Genomic DNA, 17,089 nt, shown 5'->3' with positions numbered 1-17,089 from the left:
ATCGTGAGTAACAGGCTCACCCTGGGTGAACCCTCCCAAAAGGGAGAAACCTTAGGTAAGGCTACCCACTAGGTGCGGATTCTGTTAAACCCACGACGGACGTCACACGCCGGGAATCAACCCGCCAAGAACTCGAGGACCACCTTGTTCACTGCGTCAGGCTGCTCCAGGTACCCGTAGTGCCCGACATCGGGGATCTCGTAGTACGCCGCCGACGGGATGGCATCGGCCACCTCGCGGCACAGGTACGCCGGAATCATCCGGTCGTCGGCGAACCCGACGGACAGGCATTTGGCCTTGATCTCGCGGTACGCCGCACGGCGGTCGAACGATCGATCCATCCCCATCTGCGCACGAACACCCGCGGAGGTCCGGCCACCACTGAACTCGAAGAGGTCGAGCCAGTCGCGGGCCGTGTTGGTATCGGCGAGCGAAGCCGGCGACAGATTCATCACGGCAGTGACCGCAGCACGGTATTTGGGTGGCAGTTCGACACCCCCGTCGACCAGCGCGCGCTCCCCCTCGGTCAGCGTCTGCTGGAACAGGTCCATGCGAGCGTGCCCCGCGAGAAAGACGGCCTTCTTCACCAGATCCGGACGTGCCAGAGCCAGTTCCTGGGCGACGCGAGCACCCAGCGACGTGCCCACGACGTGCGCCGGGCCGTTCCCAAGGTGTTCGATGAGGCCGGCGGTGTCCGCCACCATCTGATCCATCGTGATTCCGTCGACACTCTCACCGGACGGGGCGATGCCGCGATTGTCGAATGTGCAGACCTGATAGCCGGCCGCAACCAATGCCGGAGTCTGATGCAGGTCCCACACACGACCGGGGCTACCGGTGCCCATGATGAGAACCACGAGCTCTCCCGACCCCTTGACCTGATAGTTCAGGGGAATTCCATTGATCGTGGCGATCGTCATCTCTGCCCTTTCCTTCGGCCTCTGCCGACCCATTTCAAGATTGGATAGCCTAGGCTCAGTACGTCGTCGCGACTTTGCGGCGACAACCCACAACCCTCTAGGAGGAGTGCGTTGAGAGTCGCCACACTCGGATACCAAACCTGGGGTCACCGTACTCTGCAGGCGTTACTGGGTTCGGAACACGAGGTCGTCCTGGCCATCACGCACCCCAAGAGCGACCACGTCTACGAGCAGATGTGGGCCGACTCCGTCGCGGATCTCGCCACCGAACACAACGTTCCCGTTCACATCGCCACCAAACCTGACGAGGCGTTCAAGGCGGCCTTGAAAGAGGCGGACCCGGACATCATCGTCGCCAACAATTGGCGCACCTGGCTGCCGCGGGACGTCTTCGACTCCCCGAAATACGGCACCCTGAACATCCACGATTCCCTTCTGCCCAAGTACACGGGCTTCTCCCCACTGATCTGGGCGCTCATCAACGGCGAGGAGGAGGTGGGCCTCACCGCGCACCTCATGGACGAGGAGCTCGACGCGGGCGACATCGTGTTGCAGCGCCCCACTCCGGTGGGACCGACGGACACGGTCACCGATCTCTTCCATCGCACCGTCGACATGATCGGTCCGATCACCCTCGACGCGCTGGAACTCATCGCCTCGGGGCGCACCGACTGGACGCCGCAGGACCGCTCGCAGGCCACTTTCTTCCACAAGCGCGCCGAGGTGGACAGCCGCATCGACTGGACCTGGCCCGCGGACGCGATCGAACGCCTCGTGCGCGCCCAGTCCGACCCCTATCCGAACGCGTTCACGCATTTCAAGGGCCAACGCATCCGCGTCCTGAAGGCATCGGTGTCGGAGGGCAACTTCGGCGGCACCCCTGGCCGCGTGTTCATCCACGAAGGTGACGGCATGGTCATCGTCGCCGGCCCCGACGCGCGCACCGGACGCAACAAGGGTCTGCGCATCGAACTCGTACGCCTCGACGACGGCACCGAGGTGCCCGGCCGAGAGTTCTTCCCGCACGGCGGCGGTTACCTCGGCTGACAGGTCTGACCAACGTGCCTGAGTGCACACAAATCGCGTTCATCGACGGGATCCCGCCGGCGGGACCGATTTGTGTGCACTCAGGCTCGTGGCGCTAGAGTTTCGGCTACTCAACCGGGGGGTCATCACAGTGCCAACACGTAGTTCATCGGAAGTTTCGCTGCCGAAGAACGTCGAGATCTTCATTCGCATCGCGGCCGTGTTCGTGTCGTCCACGGTGGTCTTGGCACCCCTTCAGGAAGGCGAGACCTTCTTCGACAAGGTGCTGCACGTTCTGCCGTGGACGGTACCGATCGCAGTCGTCGTGGTTGCCTGCACGATCGTGTTCCTTCGGTGGCGATCGAACAAGTCGGCTACGAGCGCGGCCGCACCCGCCGCCACTCCCGATGTCGAGTACGGCGAACACCCGCCGTTGAACTGAGGCGGAGCCTGCTATGGACGTTCCCCGCTGAGCCGACGGCCTTCCCACGCCGCCCAGAGTTGCGCGTATCGGCCGTCGCCGGCGACGAGTTCGTCGTGTGATCCCTGTTCGAGGATCTGCCCGTGTTCGAGCACGACGACCCGATCCGCCGATGCCGCTTGGGTGAGCCGGTGTGCGACTACGAGCGTCGTCCGGCCCCGAGTGGCAGCCTCCGCTGCCGCCTCGAGATCGCGAGCACCCGAGCTCCCGGCTTCTGCTGTGGCTTCGTCGAGGATTGCGACCGCCGGGTCGGCAAGCACGAGCCGGGCAAGGGCCAACTGCTGGGCCTGTGCCGCGGTCAGGTCGTGCCCACCCTCACCGACGACGGTGTCCACGCCCGATTCCAGTGCCTGGACCCAGCCGAATGCGCCGACCTGTGTCAGCGCCGCCGCCACGCGTTCGTCGGAGGCGGCTGGTGCGGCGAGCCGGAGGTCCTCCACCAAAGTTCCGGCAAAGACGTGCACTTCCTGGCTCACGATTGCCACGTTCGCGCGGAGGTCGCCCAGTTCGGCCAACGGCACACCACCGATCGTCACGGAACCTGACGTCGGCTCGATCGAACCCGCAGCGATCGCGGCGAGCGTCGTCTTGCCCGCTCCCGTCGACCCCACGAGTGCGACCCTTTCCCCGGCACCGATATGCAGGTCGACACCGTGAAGTACTTCGTGCGCGCCGTCGTAGGTGTGCCGAACGGCGTCGAGATTCAAGTCCGCCGTCGGTGCCGTTCGTGAGGATCCTGTTCGCGAAGACTCCGGAATGTCGATGACTCCGACGAGCCGCGCGAGGCTCGCCCCCGCCGATTGAACCTCGTCGAACGAATACATCAGCATGCCGATCGGGTTGAACAGCCGGTGAAACAACAACGCCGCAGCGGTCGTCTCGCCGACCGTCACCATGTCGGCCTTCACCAGGAAGAACCCGGCCGCCAGAATCGTGGCGAGGCCGACGTACTCGGCCCGATTTCCGCGCCCGGCGAATCGAGTGAACAGACCGAAGACACCGACAGCGAGGTCTCTGGCTCGTCCGGACGATCTATCGATCTCAACGAGATGCTCGTCCTCCAGCCCGTAGGCGCGAACGGTGCGAGCACCCTGCATGCTGCTGACGAGTGCTTGAGAGCGCTCGCCCATGGCCACCCGCTCGGCCGCATAGACGGGGGCGGAACGGGGCAGATACCAGCGCAAGGCCAGCACGTACATAGGCAACGCCACCATGCCCGCGAGTCCGAGCCGCCAATCCATGCCGAGCATCGTGACGATACTCAGGACCACGAGCAGTACGGCCGCAACCAGATTGGGAACCACGTCGGTGACGGCCTTTCCGATCACCGATACGTCGTCTCCCACCCGCGCAAGGAGATCACCTTTTCCGACCCGCTCGAGGGTGTCGATCGGCAGCCGCAACGCGCGTTCGACTGCACGCTCACGCAGCGAGGCAAGTATCCGTTCGCCGAGTCGTTTCACGAGATAGGTGGCGATGCCCGTGCAGATGCCGCCCAACACGGCCGCACACACGATGACGGCGACGACCCACACGAGGATCGACGGATCGGCCTGTTCGCGAACACGGTCGACGAGTACGCCGAAGACGTAGACGGGGATCAACGCGAACGCCGCGGCAGCCGCCGCAACCAACAGGGTCAGCAGTGCTGCGCCGCGCTGCTTCCGCAACTGCGTGCGCAACCAGGCCCAGGTGTCTCGCGCATTCGCGGTGGGCAGACGCTCCGTCATCGCACGACCGCCCTGCGGTAGACCTCGTCCGATTCCACCAGGCTCGCGTGGGTGCCTTCGGCGACGTGTACACCGTTGTCGATCACGACGACCCTGTCGGCGACGGCCAGTAGCGCCGGGCTGCTCGTGATGAGCACCGTCGTGTGCCCGCCTTCGGACTGTCCGCGATGACGCATCTGCGCGATCCCGTCCGCAATGCTGTGCTCGGTCACCGCGTCCACCGCCGTCGTCGGATCGTGCAGCACGAGAATCGGCGATCGTGCCACCAGCGCCCGAGCGAGCGCCACGCGCTGACGTTGCCCGCCCGACAACGACGCACCTCGATCCGTCACCTCGTGTTCCAGGCCGGCGGTGTGAACGGACACCACGTCGGTGGCCGACGACGCCGCGAGCGCGCTGTCCACGTCCGCACTGTGAGCGTTCCGATCACTTGCCAGCACGTTCGATCCGATCGTGCCCGAGAACAGGTCCGCATTGTGGGGTTCCACGAGCAACGTCCGACGGGTCTGCACAAGGCCCGCGTCCGCCAGGGTCGAGCCCCCGACCGCCAGATCGCCCGAGTATCGGTCCGGTGGAATCTGCCCCGAAAGAACCGCAGCCAGCGCCTCCGCGTCCTGCGGCCGATAGGCGAGCACCCCGAGCAGCTCTCCCGGAGTCACGGACAACGTCAAGCCCTCGAGGGAGCGGTAGCGCACATCACGCAATTGCAGGTCGTTGCCCACCGGCTCCGCATCGGTCCCGGCGGGCAGCATCGGCTCCGCATCCAAGACGAGTGCCAGTCGATCGGCCGAGGCCCGCGACACCGCGATCACACCCGGCATTCTGGCCAGCATTCCCAGCGGCTCGATGAAGAATTGCGACAGCCCGACGACTGTGACGAGCTCACCGATGGTGATTCTGCCGTTGAGGGCGAACCAGCCGGCCAGACCGGCAACGCACACGGCGAGCAGCCCGCTGACTGTCATCGCGACCCCGGCGTAGACACCGGCGCTCTTCGCAGTCCTCAGCGCAGCGCCCAGCGCATCCCGGCTCGTTACGCCGTACCGAGCCGAGGCCGTTGCCTCCGCGCCGATGCCGCGCAACGGGCGAACACCACTCACCAGATCGGTGGCCATCGCGGACACCCTGCCGATTGCAGATTGTTCGGCCGTCGCCCGGCGAGTGATCAACGGCGCGGCCAACTGAAGCAATCCGAGAATGACCGGGGTGCCGATCAGCACGGCAAGACCGAGCGGCACGTCGATGACGAGAAGCGCGATCGCCGACCCGAGTGCGGCGGTCAGCGCCGCAGCGCCGCGCGCGACGATGTCCGCGACCCACGACGCATGATCGGCATCCGACGTGGACACGGTGAGCAATTCCCCGGCACGCAGTTCGGTGCGCACGCCGCGCGGGTCGAGAATCCGACGCGCAACCTCCACACGCAGCGAATGCGCCTCCTTCTGCATCGCCCGGACGATGAAGCGGGCGCCCATCCGCCACGCCGCCGTGAGGACGACGAAAAGCACTGCGAGTGCGACCAGCGACACGACGAGAACCGACGTGTCACCTGTCACCACGGCTCGATCGATGATGACGCCGATCGAGATGGGCACCATCGTCTCGGCCAACTGATGCACACTCACCAGCACCGTGCCGATCGCGAGGGCGCGTCGATTCCGCAGGATCACCCGGCGGAGAATCGCCGCACCACCACTTCTCACCGACACTCCAAGTACGCCGACACCATAAACTGAGCACACCCTAACTCACTGTGCGACTGGCATCCGACCACTCGATTCTCATAGAGTCGGCGATACGACTAACTACCCCCGAGGTAGCAGCAAGCTCGAGAGGAAACGCATGGCCGCGAAGACGACCGCCGACACCGAGATCGCAGACGACGAACTGAAGCCCGTCGCCGACGAAACCGCACACCAGGCACAGCGCGTTGTTGCTGCGTATGCTGCCGATGCCGAAGAGTGCCGAATGCTCCTGTCGATGCTCGGAATCGGCCCCGAGAACAAGACCGACTGAAAAGTCCCGTTCACTCGACCCTAAGGAAGCATGTGGCCGCCGGTCCGGAAACATCAGACACGTCCGCACGATCTGCGTCGAAAGATGCGGCCGATGTCGAGATGTCCGTAAAGGACGAGGTGTCCGGGCAGGCGACTTTCGTCGTCGTTGCCAATCGGCTTCCGGTCGACCTCGAGCGGCTCCCGGACGGCACCACACGCTGGAAGCGCAGCCCCGGTGGGCTCGTCACGGCGATGGAGCCGATCCTGCGTCGCAACCAGGGCGCCTGGGTCGGATGGGCCGGCGTCGCCGATGCGGATCTCGACCCCATCGTCGAGGATGGTCTCGAGCTCTACCCGGTCACGCTGAGCGCCGACGACATCGCCCAGTACTACGAGGGCTTCTCCAACGCCACCCTCTGGCCGCTGTACCACGACGTCATCGTCAAACCCGAGTACCACCGCGAGTGGTGGAACTCGTACGTCGAGGTCAACCGGCGGTTCGCCGAGGCGACTTCCAAGGCTGCGGCGCACGGTGCGACAGTCTGGATCCAGGACTACCAGCTGCAGTTGGTTCCGAAGATGTTGCGCATGCTGCGACCCGATCTCACCATCGGCTTCTTCCTCCACATCCCGTTCCCCCCGGTCGAGCTGTTCATGCAGATGCCGTGGCGCACCGAGATCGTCGAGGGACTGCTCGGCGCCGATCTCATCGGCTTCCACCTGCAGGGTGGCGCCCAGAACTTCCTGTATCTCGCACGACGCCTCGCCGGCCAGCCGACCTCACGAGGAACGGTCGGAGTCCGATCCAAACTCGGCGTGGTCCAGGTCGGATTCCGAAACGTCAGGGTGGGCGCTTTTCCCATCTCGATCGACTCCGGCAAACTCGACGAACAGTCGAAGAGCAAGGCGATCCGCGACCGCGCGAAGCAGATCCGCGAAGAACTCGGAAACCCCGAACGCATCATGTTGGGCGTCGACCGCCTCGACTATACGAAGGGCATCGACGTCCGACTCGCCGCTCTCCACGAACTGTTGGACGAGAAGCGAGTCGATCCCAAGAACACGGTGATGGTCCAGTTGGCCACTCCGAGCCGCGAACGCGTCGAGAGCTACGTGCAGATGCGGGGGGACATCGAACGCAAGGTCTCTCGCATCAACGGCGAGTTCAGTGAAGTCGGTCGACCGGTGATCCATTACATTCACCGGCCGATCCCCCGGGAAGAACTGATCGCCTTCTTCGTCGCGGCCGACGTCATGCTGGTGACTCCGCTGCGCGACGGTATGAATCTCGTGGCCAAAGAGTATGTGGCGTGCCGCAGCGACCTCGGTGGCGCACTGCTGTTGAGCGAATTCACCGGAGCCGCATCCGAACTGCGTCAGGCATTCCTGTGCAACCCGCACGATCTCGACGGCGTGAAGGATGCGATGGAGCAGGCGCTCGATCAGCCTCGCGAGGACGGTCGGCGCCACATGCGAGCACTACGCCGACAGGTTCTCGCGCACGACGTCGACCGGTGGGCGCGTTCGTTCCTCGACGCTCTGGCTCACGACGGCGCGGCCGGCCGCGCCCTCATCGCTCCCGGCGAGGCGGACGAGCAGAACTGACGCTCGCCCGTCCGCGGCTTCCGTCAGCTCCCGAGCTGTCCGGACGACACCAGGAACGCGATCAGGTCGCGAATCGTCTCTTCTGCGGGGCGCGGGTTGTATCCGATCTCGGCACGCGCCTTCGATCCGTCGATCCTCGGTGCGGCGAGAATTGCCGACATCGCAGCTTTCGACAGCACGTCCGAACCCAGCTTCGCTCCGATCGGCTCGAGGATCGGGATCACGGCGTTCAACACTCCGGTCGGGAGACTGAACACCGGGCCGCGGCGGCCCGCAGCGTTTGCGGCGATGCGCATGGCATCGGTCAATTGCAGCATGTGGCCGGACAGGAAGTAGTTCTCGCCGGTCCGCCCTTTTTCCCCTGCTGCGATGAGCCCTGCCGCGACGTCGCGAACGTCCACGAAGTCGAAACCTCCGTCGACGAATGCCGGTATGCGACCACGAGCCGCCGACCGAAGCAGGCCGTTCACGCGAGACAGGCCGTAGTCGGCGGGACCGTAAACGCCTGTGGGATTACAGATCACGGCATCGAGACCGGCGTCGACAACCTCCCTGAGTTCGATCTCGCCCTGCCACTTCGAGCGGTCGTAGACCGGCAGCGAAGGGTCTACTGAGCGAGAAGAGATCTCGGAGAGCGATCCGCCGCAGTTTTCTTGGTCGAAAGAATGAACCGAGCTGCAGTGCACCATCCGACGCACTCCGACCGCCAAGGCGGCCTCCGCGACGGTCCGTACGCCCCTGGTGTTGATCTTCCACGCCAGTTCGTCCTTCTGCGCGAGCGTGATCATCGCGACCAAGTGATACACGACCTCCGCGCCGGCGAGAGCTTCTTCCATGGACGCGGGATCGAGCACGTCTCCGTTCACCCATCGGACGCCCGCTTCAGGGGCATGGACCGATCGCACACGGTCGATCGCGGTCACCTCGTGGCCTTGGTCCACCAAGAGATTGACGAGGTTGGTCCCGACATAGCCGGCGGCCCCTGTGACTGCGACCTTCATGAACGACTCCCTGCACTAGGTCTTGGCCTTGACGGTCCGCGCGGGGTGCGTCGAGCCTCGGCCTGGCCTACCCGAGAGTACTGGAACTTGTTTCAGTTAGAAAGAGTTCATTTACGATTCGTCAGCATGTGTACAGTTTCGATCTCGCGGCCGCGGGGGCCGAACTCGAAGTGGATCACACCCGCCTCTTCGGCAGACTCGATCGACGCAGTAACGGATCTACCTGCACAGATAACCTTGCTCCACGTGAGGTCGCCAGCGCGTTCGACGAACTGCGCCGGCGTGACCGGCGTGCCGAGTGGGTACTCCAGAACCGCATCCTTCGCGAGCAATCCTTCGAGGACATCCACGCGCTTCTCCCCCACCGCGGAAAGGAAACACGTTACAGATTTCTTGCCTCGCCTGGAGACCCGCACGAGTCCACGCATGAAACCGACGACTCCACTCGGGCCGAGATTCGACACCAACTGCGGAGTCAGCTTCGCCGAGGCCACGAGCCCCTTGGTGCCGGCGAGCATCAACTGCGTGATCATCGACGGAAGTTCCCAGTGCGCATACAACCGCGCAATCTTCAGGCTCCCGTCCGAGTCGTCTGCGACGTACCGCAGGTGCATCGGGATCCTCAGTGTCGCGCCCGTCGACATGACCGTCGTGACGTACAGATCTCGGACCACCGTCATGCCACACACGACGTCGCGGTCCACCTGGAACGAGATGGTGTTGGGTCCGATGAACGTGTCGTAGAAGGGCCCGATCGACGGTATCCCGACATGGGGCGCCGAACCGACCGGGTCGTTGACCTCGGCATCGCGCGCGAACAGGTTCAACCAGGCCTCGCGGTCGTGAACGGCGACCGCTTTCGGGGACCCTTCCACGAGATCGAGGAGGTCCTGCGCTTGCGGAGCCACGACTACACGGGTTCCAGGTTGTTGACCAGCCACCGGCCGTCGACCTTGTCGAGCCCGATTCGAACTCGACTACCGGACGTCTTCGCTTCGGGAGCGTCTGCGCTGGTGGTGATCTGGTTCAGGTAAAGCAGAACCGAAGCGTGCTCCGGCTCGGCCGAGATCACACCACCGGCCTGCACGGTCACCTGCACCGTGAGCTTCTTTTCCTGTGCTCCGGGAACGATGACATCGTTGATCAGCTTCGTGTAGTCCTCGCGAAACGATCCGGTCAGTCCGTCTGCGGCACCGGTCAATTGGTCTTTGGCGGTGTCGAAATTGTAGGCGAGCATGGCCACCGCCTGCTGCCCTGCCGCATCGACGACTTCTTCGCGGGCCTGATCGACCTGTCGATCTTCGCGGTACGCGAGGCCCTGCCACACGACCAGACCGACGAGCGCCAGAACCAGCACTCCCGCGATCGACGCAAGGATCGTGTTTCGCGTGTTCCTTCCGCTGCCGGGTGCGGTCTTCTCCGGGTCGGCCGGGGTTTCCGGCGCCTCGTGGGTGCTCTTCTCTTCGATCACGGAACGAACTCCAACTTCGATGCCTTCAACGTGCCGTCCTCGTCGACCACGGTCACCCGCATACGGAAATCGCGGTCCGCGGGCTCGGGCTGATCGGCGCTGCTCACTGTCGTCTTGGCCGCAACCAGAACGGTGGAAGGCCCGTCGGTGAACTTCTCCATCGCCGCTTCCACGATGGTGCCGTCCGTCTTCACCTGACTGTCCTGCACCACGCTGACGAACGGGTCCCGTCGGCCTTCGAAGTCCTCACGGAACTCGCCGGTCGACCCGTCGATGATCCGCGCGACATCGTCTTGAGCGGATTCCGGATGAATCGTGGTCAGGTTGAGCACCGCTTGCTTCGCGGCGTCCACGTACTCCTGACGCTTCTCGTTGTCCGCCTGGACCTGGTAGCGGAGGACCGCCAGAATCACAGCGGCAGCGATGAGCGCGACCAGAAGGACACCTGCAATGCCGGCGATCGCGAGCGACTTCGGTGATCTCTTGGTCTTCGTGGCCTCACCTGCTGCCGAATCGGACACCGGCACAGCCTTTTTGTCCGACTCGCTCGTACCGACGGGCTCCGCAGCGACGGTCTTCCAGTCGGCTTTCGCCGGTTCGGCCGTCTCGTTCGACGACTTGGGGGCGGACGTAGTGGAAACTGCGTCCGCGCTCTTCGACTCCTTCGGAGCGCTGGCCTCATTCGGAGCACCGGCTTCGTTCGCAGCCCCCGGAGCACCGGCAGTTCGCACTGCACGTCGACGCTGTCGGACGTTGGGCGCTCCGGCCTCTTTCGCGGTGTCTGCAGCTGGGGTCGATGGGGAGTCGGTTTTCGGACTCAACCCAGCTGTCCTGTCATCATCGTCTGCCACGTCGGGTCCTTTCTCGGCGATCCGGACGTCAGGTTCGGTTGGCTGTATGCATGGCCATCCGATCCTCTGAAGCTTCCTGAACCCGGGTCGTACGGGACTGCCGTTGCCGGCACATCTGAGGAGCCTTCGTAGGAACTTGGAACTGTCGTGTACGAGGGTACATCCGCCGGCATGATGGGCCCGGTGGGCGGATTGTTGCCCTCGGGCACATAACCTTCGCGACATGCCTCGGGCGAGGGTCCGCGTCGGCCCGGATACTCCATACACGGCAGGTTTCGGGCGCCTCGCACGACGCTGGGGTCGTCCGGTGCGGTCTTGCAGAACAGGTCGCTCGGCGTCGGAATGGTTTCCGTCTGAGTGCCGTCACGTCGCTGCTCGGGTGGCAGGAATCCGGTCATGCATGCAGGTGGATCATGCAGTGCCAGACCGAAGTCCACGATCGCACCCTCGTCGAGTGGTCCCCCCGTTGCCGCGGTGGTCAACGCCGCGGTCAGAGGCGGATACAGAACGAGGATCTGCTCGATGCCGGGGTGGTAGATGACACCGACCTCACCGACGCTCACCAGGTTCGCCAACAGCAGGGGCAGCGTCGGGCGAAGGTCCTGGAACAGCGCGTTGGCTTCCTGCGCTGCTCCGGGGCCCTTCTGGAGAATCGATCGAAGATTTGGGTCGCTGGCACGCACCTGATCGGTGAATGTCACCAGGTCCTTGGTCCATGAGCGAATCGCGTCGCTACTGACCTCCTGTGTTTCCAGCAGCGGGCCGACCTGATCGATCAGAGTCTTGGTCGCATCGACATTATTGTCGGCCTCCTGCACGAAGAGACGAGCCGAGTCGATCAGTCGCTGAAGGTCGGGCCCGGCCCCGTTGAAGGCCAGAAACGCTTCGTCGATCACGGTGCGCAACCGGGTGTCCGAGATGCTGGCAAGCAGCACATCCGCCTGGTCGAGCATCTCACCGACATCTTGCGGGATTGCTGTCCGGTCCTCGGGAATCACGTCACCGTCGGCAAGATCGGCTCCGTCGGACGATCGCGGGATCAGATCCACGTACTGCTCACCGACCGCCGACACACTCTTGACCACTGCGTCCACATCGGCCGGAACCTTGTAGCTGCTGTCGATCGACATCTTGGCTTCGACACCGTCGGAATTGAGGGTGACAGCGTCGACCACACCGATGTTGGTGCCGCGATACGCGACATTCGCACGTTGGTAGAGGCCACCGGTCGACGACAGTTCGGCGGTCACGTCGTAACGGCCGATTCCGAACATCGAGGGAACCTTGATGTACTGCAGCGACATCACCACGAGACCGATCACCGTCAGGATCGCAAAGATGATCAGCTGTATGCGGACGAACCTCGTGAGCATCATGGCGTCGGTCCCCCTCCCAGCCCCGGAATGCCCGGGATCGACGGCAATCCTGGAATCAACGGCGCCGGTGCCGCAGCGGGCGCTTTGGGCGGAGCCGGCTTCGAATCACCGCGCGGCGCAGGGGCAGGGGCAGCAGCCGGAGGCTGCAATGGGTTTCTCAGTGGATCTCCGGTTCCTGCCGCGGGCCCGGCCAGCGAGCCGAGCGCACCTTCCACGCCACCCAAGGCGCCGCCCAGCCCTGTTCCGGTGAGGAAGTTGTTGTCGATTCGCTCGGGCGTCATGTCGATCATCATCATGAGGTTCGCGTAGTCACCCTTGACTGCATTGTCCATGGTCTTCATCGGGAACGGATAGGTGAGGGCAAGAGAGAGAACGTCTGTCAATGCACTGCCCGAGTCCGCGAGTTCACGCAGAACCGGCGTCAGATTGCGCAGGTTGGCCTTGAGATCCTCGCCACTCTCGTCGATGACTCGGGTGGCTGTATCACTGAGATTGCCCAGCGACACCAGCGCGTTGGTCAGGTTCTGCCGCTGTCCGACCAGCACCTGAAGCGCAGGCGGAATGCTGTCGAGAGCCGCGGTGAGAGTGTCCTTCTGAGCGTTGACGGTGCCGGCCAACCGGTCCATTCCCTCCATCGCATTCACGATGTCGCCACGCTGCTGATCGAGGCTCGTCACCAGGTGATCGAGTTGGGGAAGCAGATCTCGAATCGAACCTTCCCTACCGTCGAGGGTCGCATTCAACTCCTCGGTGATGTCCTGGATCTGGGCGATCCCGCCACCGTTCAGAACCACCGAGAGAGAAGACAGCGTCTGTTCGGTGGTGGGGTATGCCCCCGCACGCTCGATCGGAATCACATCGCCGTCCGCGAGAACACCTTCGGGACTGGTATCGGCAGGCGGCGCCAACTCGAGGTGCTGTGAACCGAGAAGGCTGGTCTGCCCGATCTTCGCCGTCGCATTGGCAGGCAGTTCCACCCCGTGGTTGATGGAGACGGTGACCATGGCGTGCCAGTTCTCCACGTCGATACCGGTGACCGCCCCCACCGTCACGTCGTTCACCCGAACCGGTGAGTTCTGCGACAGCGTCGTCACATTCGGCATCTCGATCTTCACCGTGTACGCGTCATCGCCCTGTCCCTGCGTTCCTGGCAGAGGCAGCGAGTTGAGCCCTTCCCACTCGCATCCAGTGAGAGTGACTGCCAATGCTGTCGACAGTGCGGCGATGGCCACGCCTCTACGTGCTCGGCCCCTCGTGACTCGACGATTCATCGTCCACCTCCCGGCTGCAGCAATTCTTCGAGTCCCTTCGGGATACCTACGGCAGGAGCCAAGTTCAGCGGAGCGGCGTCCGGGAACTTCGCGGTGCGCGGCGGAACTTCACCTGCCAGGCTCGGCGGGCTGTAGGTGATCTGGTCGGGGAACGCATTCGTCCCCGCTACCGGATTGGTCAGAATCGGAAGGTAGTTGTTGGTCAACGAATTCAGTACCGGCGACAGGTACTGCGCACACAGGTCGGCACTCTTCTCCGAATCGTTGGCCTCGATACCGCGGATGGCACCACACATGAACTGCACCGGATTAGCGAAGTTCGGGAAAGCTACTTCGCCCACCAACGAACCCTGCGCAGGCTTGTAGATGTTGTTGAAGTTGGCCAGCGCGGTCGGTGCCACGTGCAGGACCTTTTCGAGATCCGGACGATGGTCTGCAAGAACCTGAGTGGCTTCCGCGAGACGCCCTACCTGTTCGGTGAGCGCGCCTCGGTTCTCCCGCACGAACCGATCGACGTCCGCAAGCGCAATGTCCAGATCGGCCAATGCCTGACCCAACTCGTCCGAGTTCGTTGCCATCAAACTCGATACCGAGGCGAGGCGGCCCTCGAACTGAACGATCTGCTGGTTGCTGGACGACAGCGCGGAGACGAAAGTTTGCAGGTTGCGCACCGTGCCGAAGAGGTCGGTCCGGCCGTCGGACAGGACGCGCATCGTGTCCGAGAGCTCCCGCAAGGTGTCCCGGATCGTCTGTCCGTTGCCGTCGAGATTGTCTGCGGCGGTGTCGATGAAATTCCCCAGTGAACCCTGCGGGTCGGCACCCTTCGGCCCCAGTGCGTCGGAGAGTTTGGTGAGTTCGGTCTTGATCTCGTCCCACTCGACGGGAACCGCTGTGTGCTCGATGGGGATCTCGCCCCCGTCTTCGAGCTTGGGGCCGCCCTCGTAGACGGGGGTCAACTGAACGAATCGGCCCGACACCAAACTTGGGGCAACGATGACGGCCTTGGCGTCGGCCGGCACGTCCACCGAAGAGTCCACGTACATGGTGACCTTCGAATAGTCGCCACCAGGTTCGATCGTGTCGACACGGCCCATGCTCACGCCGAGCACCCGCACGTCGTCGCCTTCGTACAACCCGGTCGTGCTCGGGAAGTACGCGACCACCTTGTTCTTTCCCAGGCCGGGAAGGAAGTACACGGCCGCAGCCACCACCACAGCGACGACAAGCAATCCGGCGGCCAGTGGAGCCAGCCACTTCTTGCGTGATTTCACGGTGTTCGTCTCTGTCATCGTGTCGGATCCTTGAACTCGATACCGGGCGCGGGGTCGACCAACGACCGCAGATCGTCAGGCAGGTGTTCCGGCCACGTCACGGCATCCGACAACGGCTGCAGGAACTTTTGAACACCGATGTTCTGCAGATACGCCATGAAGAACGGGCCGCTTCCCACGGCCTCACCAAGGGAGGTCGCGTAGGGAGCGAGCGCCTCCAACGCGTGCCCCACGTTGTCCTTGTTCTTCTGAAGGATCCCGACCACATGGTTGAGTTGGTCGAGTGTCGGCTTCATCTGCTCCTGGTTGTCCAGAACCAATCCCGATAGTTGCTTGGACACCGCGGACACGTTCACGATCAACTGGCTGATCGCATTACGCCGACGGTCGAGTTCGGCGAACAGCTGGTTTCCGTCGACGATCAACTGGTTGATCTGTCCACTCCGATCAGCCAAGATTCCCGTCACGTCCTCCGCCCGAGACAGCAACTGCTGCAGGCTCTCGTCGCGCGAGTTGATGCTTTCCGAAAGCCGTGTCATTCCTTCGAGCGCAGTCCGCAACTCGGGTGGCGTGTTCTCCAAGGCTCCCGACATCGAGTTGAGGGCATTGTTGACCTGATCGGTGTCGAGTTCGGACACCGTGGTCGTGAGGTCGCCCAGTGCATCGTTGAGCGAATACGGCGAGTTGGTGCGGTCGAGGGGAATGGTGCTTCCGACGTCCAGCGTTTCGCTGCCGCGCGGAACGACCTGCAGAGACTTCCTACCGAGCACAGTGTTGGTCTTGACGTTCGCCTCGGTCGCGTCACCGAGTGCGATTCCATCCTCGATCGTGAAGGTGATGTCGACGTGCTTACCGTCGAGCTCGACGTCAGTCACCTTGCCGACTTTCACGCCCGCGAGACTGACCTCGTCGCCGACGAGCAAGCCGCCGGCGTCGGCAAACTCGGCGACGTAATGCGTTCCACCCGAAATGAATTGAAGCTGGTCGTACTGCAAGGTCGCGATCACGATCATCGCGGAGACGGCGACACCGATGATGCCGACCTGGACGGGATTGCGTTCTGCTTTCATGAGTTCGGCGCGCACCTTCCCGTATCTTGGGCCCCAGGCATCTTGACGACCAAGTCCTCGCCGTTCGGTGCTCCGAACTTGAAGTTGGCACTACAGACGTACATCTGGAAGAAACTGCCGTAGGTTCCGAGGCGAATCAGCTTCCGGTAGGACTCCGGAAGTCGTTCGAGGACCCAGTTGATCTCGTCCTCGCCCGCGTTGAGCTGGGTGGCGGTGCGATTCGCCTCCGCGATCGTGCTCTGCAGAGGTGGTCTCACACCCTCGAGCAGCTGAGCGAGATCCCCTGTTGCCGTGGCCAGCTTGGGGATGGATTCGCCGATGGGGTCCTTGTCCTGTGCCAAACCGCTGACCAACTGTTGCAACTGGTCGAGGGTGGATTTGAACTGGTCGCCCTTGTCGTTGATCGTGCCGAGGACTTCGTTGAGATTGTTGATCACGTCCCCGATCAACTGGTCTCGATCCGCAAGAGTGTTGGTGAAGGAACTCGTGCTGCCGAGCAGTGAGACCAACGTGCCGCCCTGTCCCTGGAAGACCTGCACGAGCGCCTCCGACAGCTTGTTCACCTGGGCCGGGTTGAGCGAACGAAGAAGCGGCTTGAAACCACCGAGCAAGAGGTCGAGATCGAGTGCGGGAGAGGTGTTCTCGACAGGAATCGAGCCTCCGTCCGGCAGCTGCTCGGTCGAACCTGCCCCCTCGAGGAGCTCCATGTAGCGGTCGCCGACGAGATTCTCGTACCGAACCGTGGCCTTGGTGCCGTCGAACAGGCTGTACTTGGTGTCGGCGGTGAAATCGACCGACGCCAGGTTGTCGTCGTCGATGTCGACGCTCTCGACCGCGCCGACGGGGACGCCGGCGATGCGCACCTTGTCGCCCGGCTTGAGACCGGAAACATCGGTGAACGTGGCCTGATAGTCGTTCGAACTGGAGAACCGATACTGACTGAACACCAGCGCAAGTCCCGCGAAGATCATGGCCATCACAGTCGCGAAGACCAACAGCTTGATCGAAACACTTCTCAT

General features: G+C 63.5%; 16 protein-coding genes. 4 read left to right on the top strand and 12 right to left on the bottom strand.

Features of this window, described 5'->3' with window-relative positions:
• Positions 1-116: 116 nt before the first annotated feature.
• Positions 117-920, bottom strand: a complete 804-nt coding sequence (locus ACZI8R_RS11880; protein WP_463379820.1) for an alpha/beta fold hydrolase — start codon at positions 918-920, stop codon at positions 117-119.
• A 111-nt stretch (positions 921-1,031) separates the two neighbouring features.
• Here ACZI8R_RS11880 and ACZI8R_RS11875 point away from each other — a divergent pair, with 111 nt between their 5' ends.
• Complete coding sequence (locus ACZI8R_RS11875; RefSeq protein WP_463379819.1) at positions 1,032-1,967, top strand: methionyl-tRNA formyltransferase; 936 nt, start codon at positions 1,032-1,034, stop codon at positions 1,965-1,967.
• Between the two features lie 130 nt (positions 1,968-2,097).
• The gene (locus ACZI8R_RS11870; protein ID WP_463379818.1) at positions 2,098-2,388 is read left to right on the top strand and encodes a hypothetical protein; all 291 of its coding nucleotides are present in this window, start codon (positions 2,098-2,100) and stop codon (positions 2,386-2,388) included.
• 11 nt (positions 2,389-2,399) lie between these two features.
• On the opposite strand, the gene ACZI8R_RS11865 is transcribed toward ACZI8R_RS11870, so the two are convergent.
• Positions 2,400-4,157, bottom strand: coding sequence for an ABC transporter ATP-binding protein (locus ACZI8R_RS11865; protein WP_463379817.1), 1,758 nt, complete (start codon positions 4,155-4,157; stop codon positions 2,400-2,402).
• Entirely contained in the window at positions 4,154-5,860 is a 1,707-nt protein-coding gene (locus ACZI8R_RS11860) for an ABC transporter ATP-binding protein (RefSeq protein ID WP_463379816.1), read from the bottom strand. The genes ACZI8R_RS11865 and ACZI8R_RS11860 overlap by 4 nt, the downstream gene beginning before the upstream one ends.
• 139 nt (positions 5,861-5,999) lie before the next feature.
• On the opposite strand from ACZI8R_RS11860, the gene ACZI8R_RS11855 reads away from it, so the two are divergent.
• A complete protein-coding gene (locus tag ACZI8R_RS11855; protein WP_463379815.1) occupies positions 6,000-6,173 on the top strand; it encodes a hypothetical protein in 174 nt (57 codons plus the stop codon).
• Positions 6,174-6,274: 101 nt separating this feature from the next.
• A complete protein-coding gene (locus tag ACZI8R_RS11850) occupies positions 6,275-7,759 on the top strand; it encodes an alpha,alpha-trehalose-phosphate synthase (UDP-forming) (protein ID WP_463379814.1) in 1,485 nt (494 codons plus the stop codon).
• 23 nt (positions 7,760-7,782) lie between these two features.
• On the opposite strand, the gene ACZI8R_RS11845 is transcribed toward ACZI8R_RS11850, so the two are convergent.
• The 9 genes from ACZI8R_RS11845 to ACZI8R_RS11805 all read right to left on the bottom strand — a co-directional run bounded on the left by ACZI8R_RS11845 (position 7,783) and on the right by ACZI8R_RS11805 (position 17,089).
• Positions 7,783-8,760 carry an NAD-dependent epimerase/dehydratase family protein gene (locus ACZI8R_RS11845; RefSeq protein ID WP_463379813.1) on the bottom strand — a complete coding sequence of 326 codons (978 nt, stop codon included), beginning with the start codon at positions 8,758-8,760 and terminating at the stop codon, positions 7,783-7,785.
• A gap of 107 nt (positions 8,761-8,867) precedes the next feature.
• The gene (locus tag ACZI8R_RS11840) at positions 8,868-9,668 is read right to left on the bottom strand and encodes a nuclear transport factor 2 family protein (protein ID WP_463379812.1); all 801 of its coding nucleotides are present in this window, start codon (positions 9,666-9,668) and stop codon (positions 8,868-8,870) included.
• A 2-nt stretch (positions 9,669-9,670) separates the two neighbouring features.
• Positions 9,671-10,231 (bottom strand): h domain protein, encoded by a 561-nt coding sequence (locus ACZI8R_RS11835; RefSeq protein WP_463379811.1) that lies wholly within the window; start codon positions 10,229-10,231, stop codon positions 9,671-9,673.
• Positions 10,228-11,082, bottom strand: coding sequence for a hypothetical protein (locus ACZI8R_RS11830; RefSeq protein WP_463379810.1), 855 nt, complete (start codon positions 11,080-11,082; stop codon positions 10,228-10,230). The genes ACZI8R_RS11835 and ACZI8R_RS11830 overlap by 4 nt, the downstream gene beginning before the upstream one ends.
• Positions 11,049-12,458, bottom strand: a complete 1,410-nt coding sequence (locus ACZI8R_RS11825; protein ID WP_463379809.1) for an MCE family protein — start codon at positions 12,456-12,458, stop codon at positions 11,049-11,051. Before ACZI8R_RS11825 ends, ACZI8R_RS11830 begins: the two co-directional genes overlap by 34 nt.
• Entirely contained in the window at positions 12,455-13,729 is a 1,275-nt protein-coding gene (locus ACZI8R_RS11820; RefSeq protein WP_463379808.1) for an MCE family protein, read from the bottom strand. The genes ACZI8R_RS11825 and ACZI8R_RS11820 overlap by 4 nt, the downstream gene beginning before the upstream one ends.
• Positions 13,726-15,018, bottom strand: a complete 1,293-nt coding sequence (locus tag ACZI8R_RS11815) for an MCE family protein (protein WP_463379807.1) — start codon at positions 15,016-15,018, stop codon at positions 13,726-13,728. Before ACZI8R_RS11815 ends, ACZI8R_RS11820 begins: the two co-directional genes overlap by 4 nt.
• On the bottom strand, positions 15,015-16,070 hold the full coding sequence (locus ACZI8R_RS11810; protein ID WP_463379806.1) for an MCE family protein: 1,056 nt from the start codon (positions 16,068-16,070) through the stop codon (positions 15,015-15,017). The genes ACZI8R_RS11815 and ACZI8R_RS11810 overlap by 4 nt, the downstream gene beginning before the upstream one ends.
• A complete protein-coding gene (locus ACZI8R_RS11805) occupies positions 16,067-17,089 on the bottom strand; it encodes an MCE family protein (RefSeq protein WP_463379805.1) in 1,023 nt (340 codons plus the stop codon). Before ACZI8R_RS11805 ends, ACZI8R_RS11810 begins: the two co-directional genes overlap by 4 nt.

The organism is Rhodococcus huquni, from assembly GCF_055231055.1.
This window is presented reverse-complemented; position numbering and strand designations above follow the sequence as displayed.

Coding starts and splice junctions, on each gene's coding strand:
- ACZI8R_RS11845 (WP_463379813.1), bottom strand. CDS start 8,760: ATGAAGGTCGCAGTCACAGGGGCCGCCGGCTATGTCGGGACCAACCTC.
- ACZI8R_RS11865 (WP_463379817.1), bottom strand. CDS start 4,157: ATGACGGAGCGTCTGCCCACCGCGAATGCGCGAGACACCTGGGCCTGG.
- ACZI8R_RS11810 (WP_463379806.1), bottom strand. CDS start 16,070: ATGAAAGCAGAACGCAATCCCGTCCAGGTCGGCATCATCGGTGTCGCC.
- ACZI8R_RS11820 (WP_463379808.1), bottom strand. CDS start 13,729: ATGAATCGTCGAGTCACGAGGGGCCGAGCACGTAGAGGCGTGGCCATC.
- ACZI8R_RS11815 (WP_463379807.1), bottom strand. CDS start 15,018: ATGACAGAGACGAACACCGTGAAATCACGCAAGAAGTGGCTGGCTCCA.
- ACZI8R_RS11880 (WP_463379820.1), bottom strand. CDS start 920: ATGACGATCGCCACGATCAATGGAATTCCCCTGAACTATCAGGTCAAG.
- ACZI8R_RS11825 (WP_463379809.1), bottom strand. CDS start 12,458: ATGATGCTCACGAGGTTCGTCCGCATACAGCTGATCATCTTTGCGATC.
- ACZI8R_RS11805 (WP_463379805.1), bottom strand. CDS start 17,089: ATGAGAAGTGTTTCGATCAAGCTGTTGGTCTTCGCGACTGTGATGGCC.
- ACZI8R_RS11850 (WP_463379814.1), top strand. CDS start 6,275: ATGTCCGTAAAGGACGAGGTGTCCGGGCAGGCGACTTTCGTCGTCGTT.
- ACZI8R_RS11855 (WP_463379815.1), top strand. CDS start 6,000: ATGGCCGCGAAGACGACCGCCGACACCGAGATCGCAGACGACGAACTG.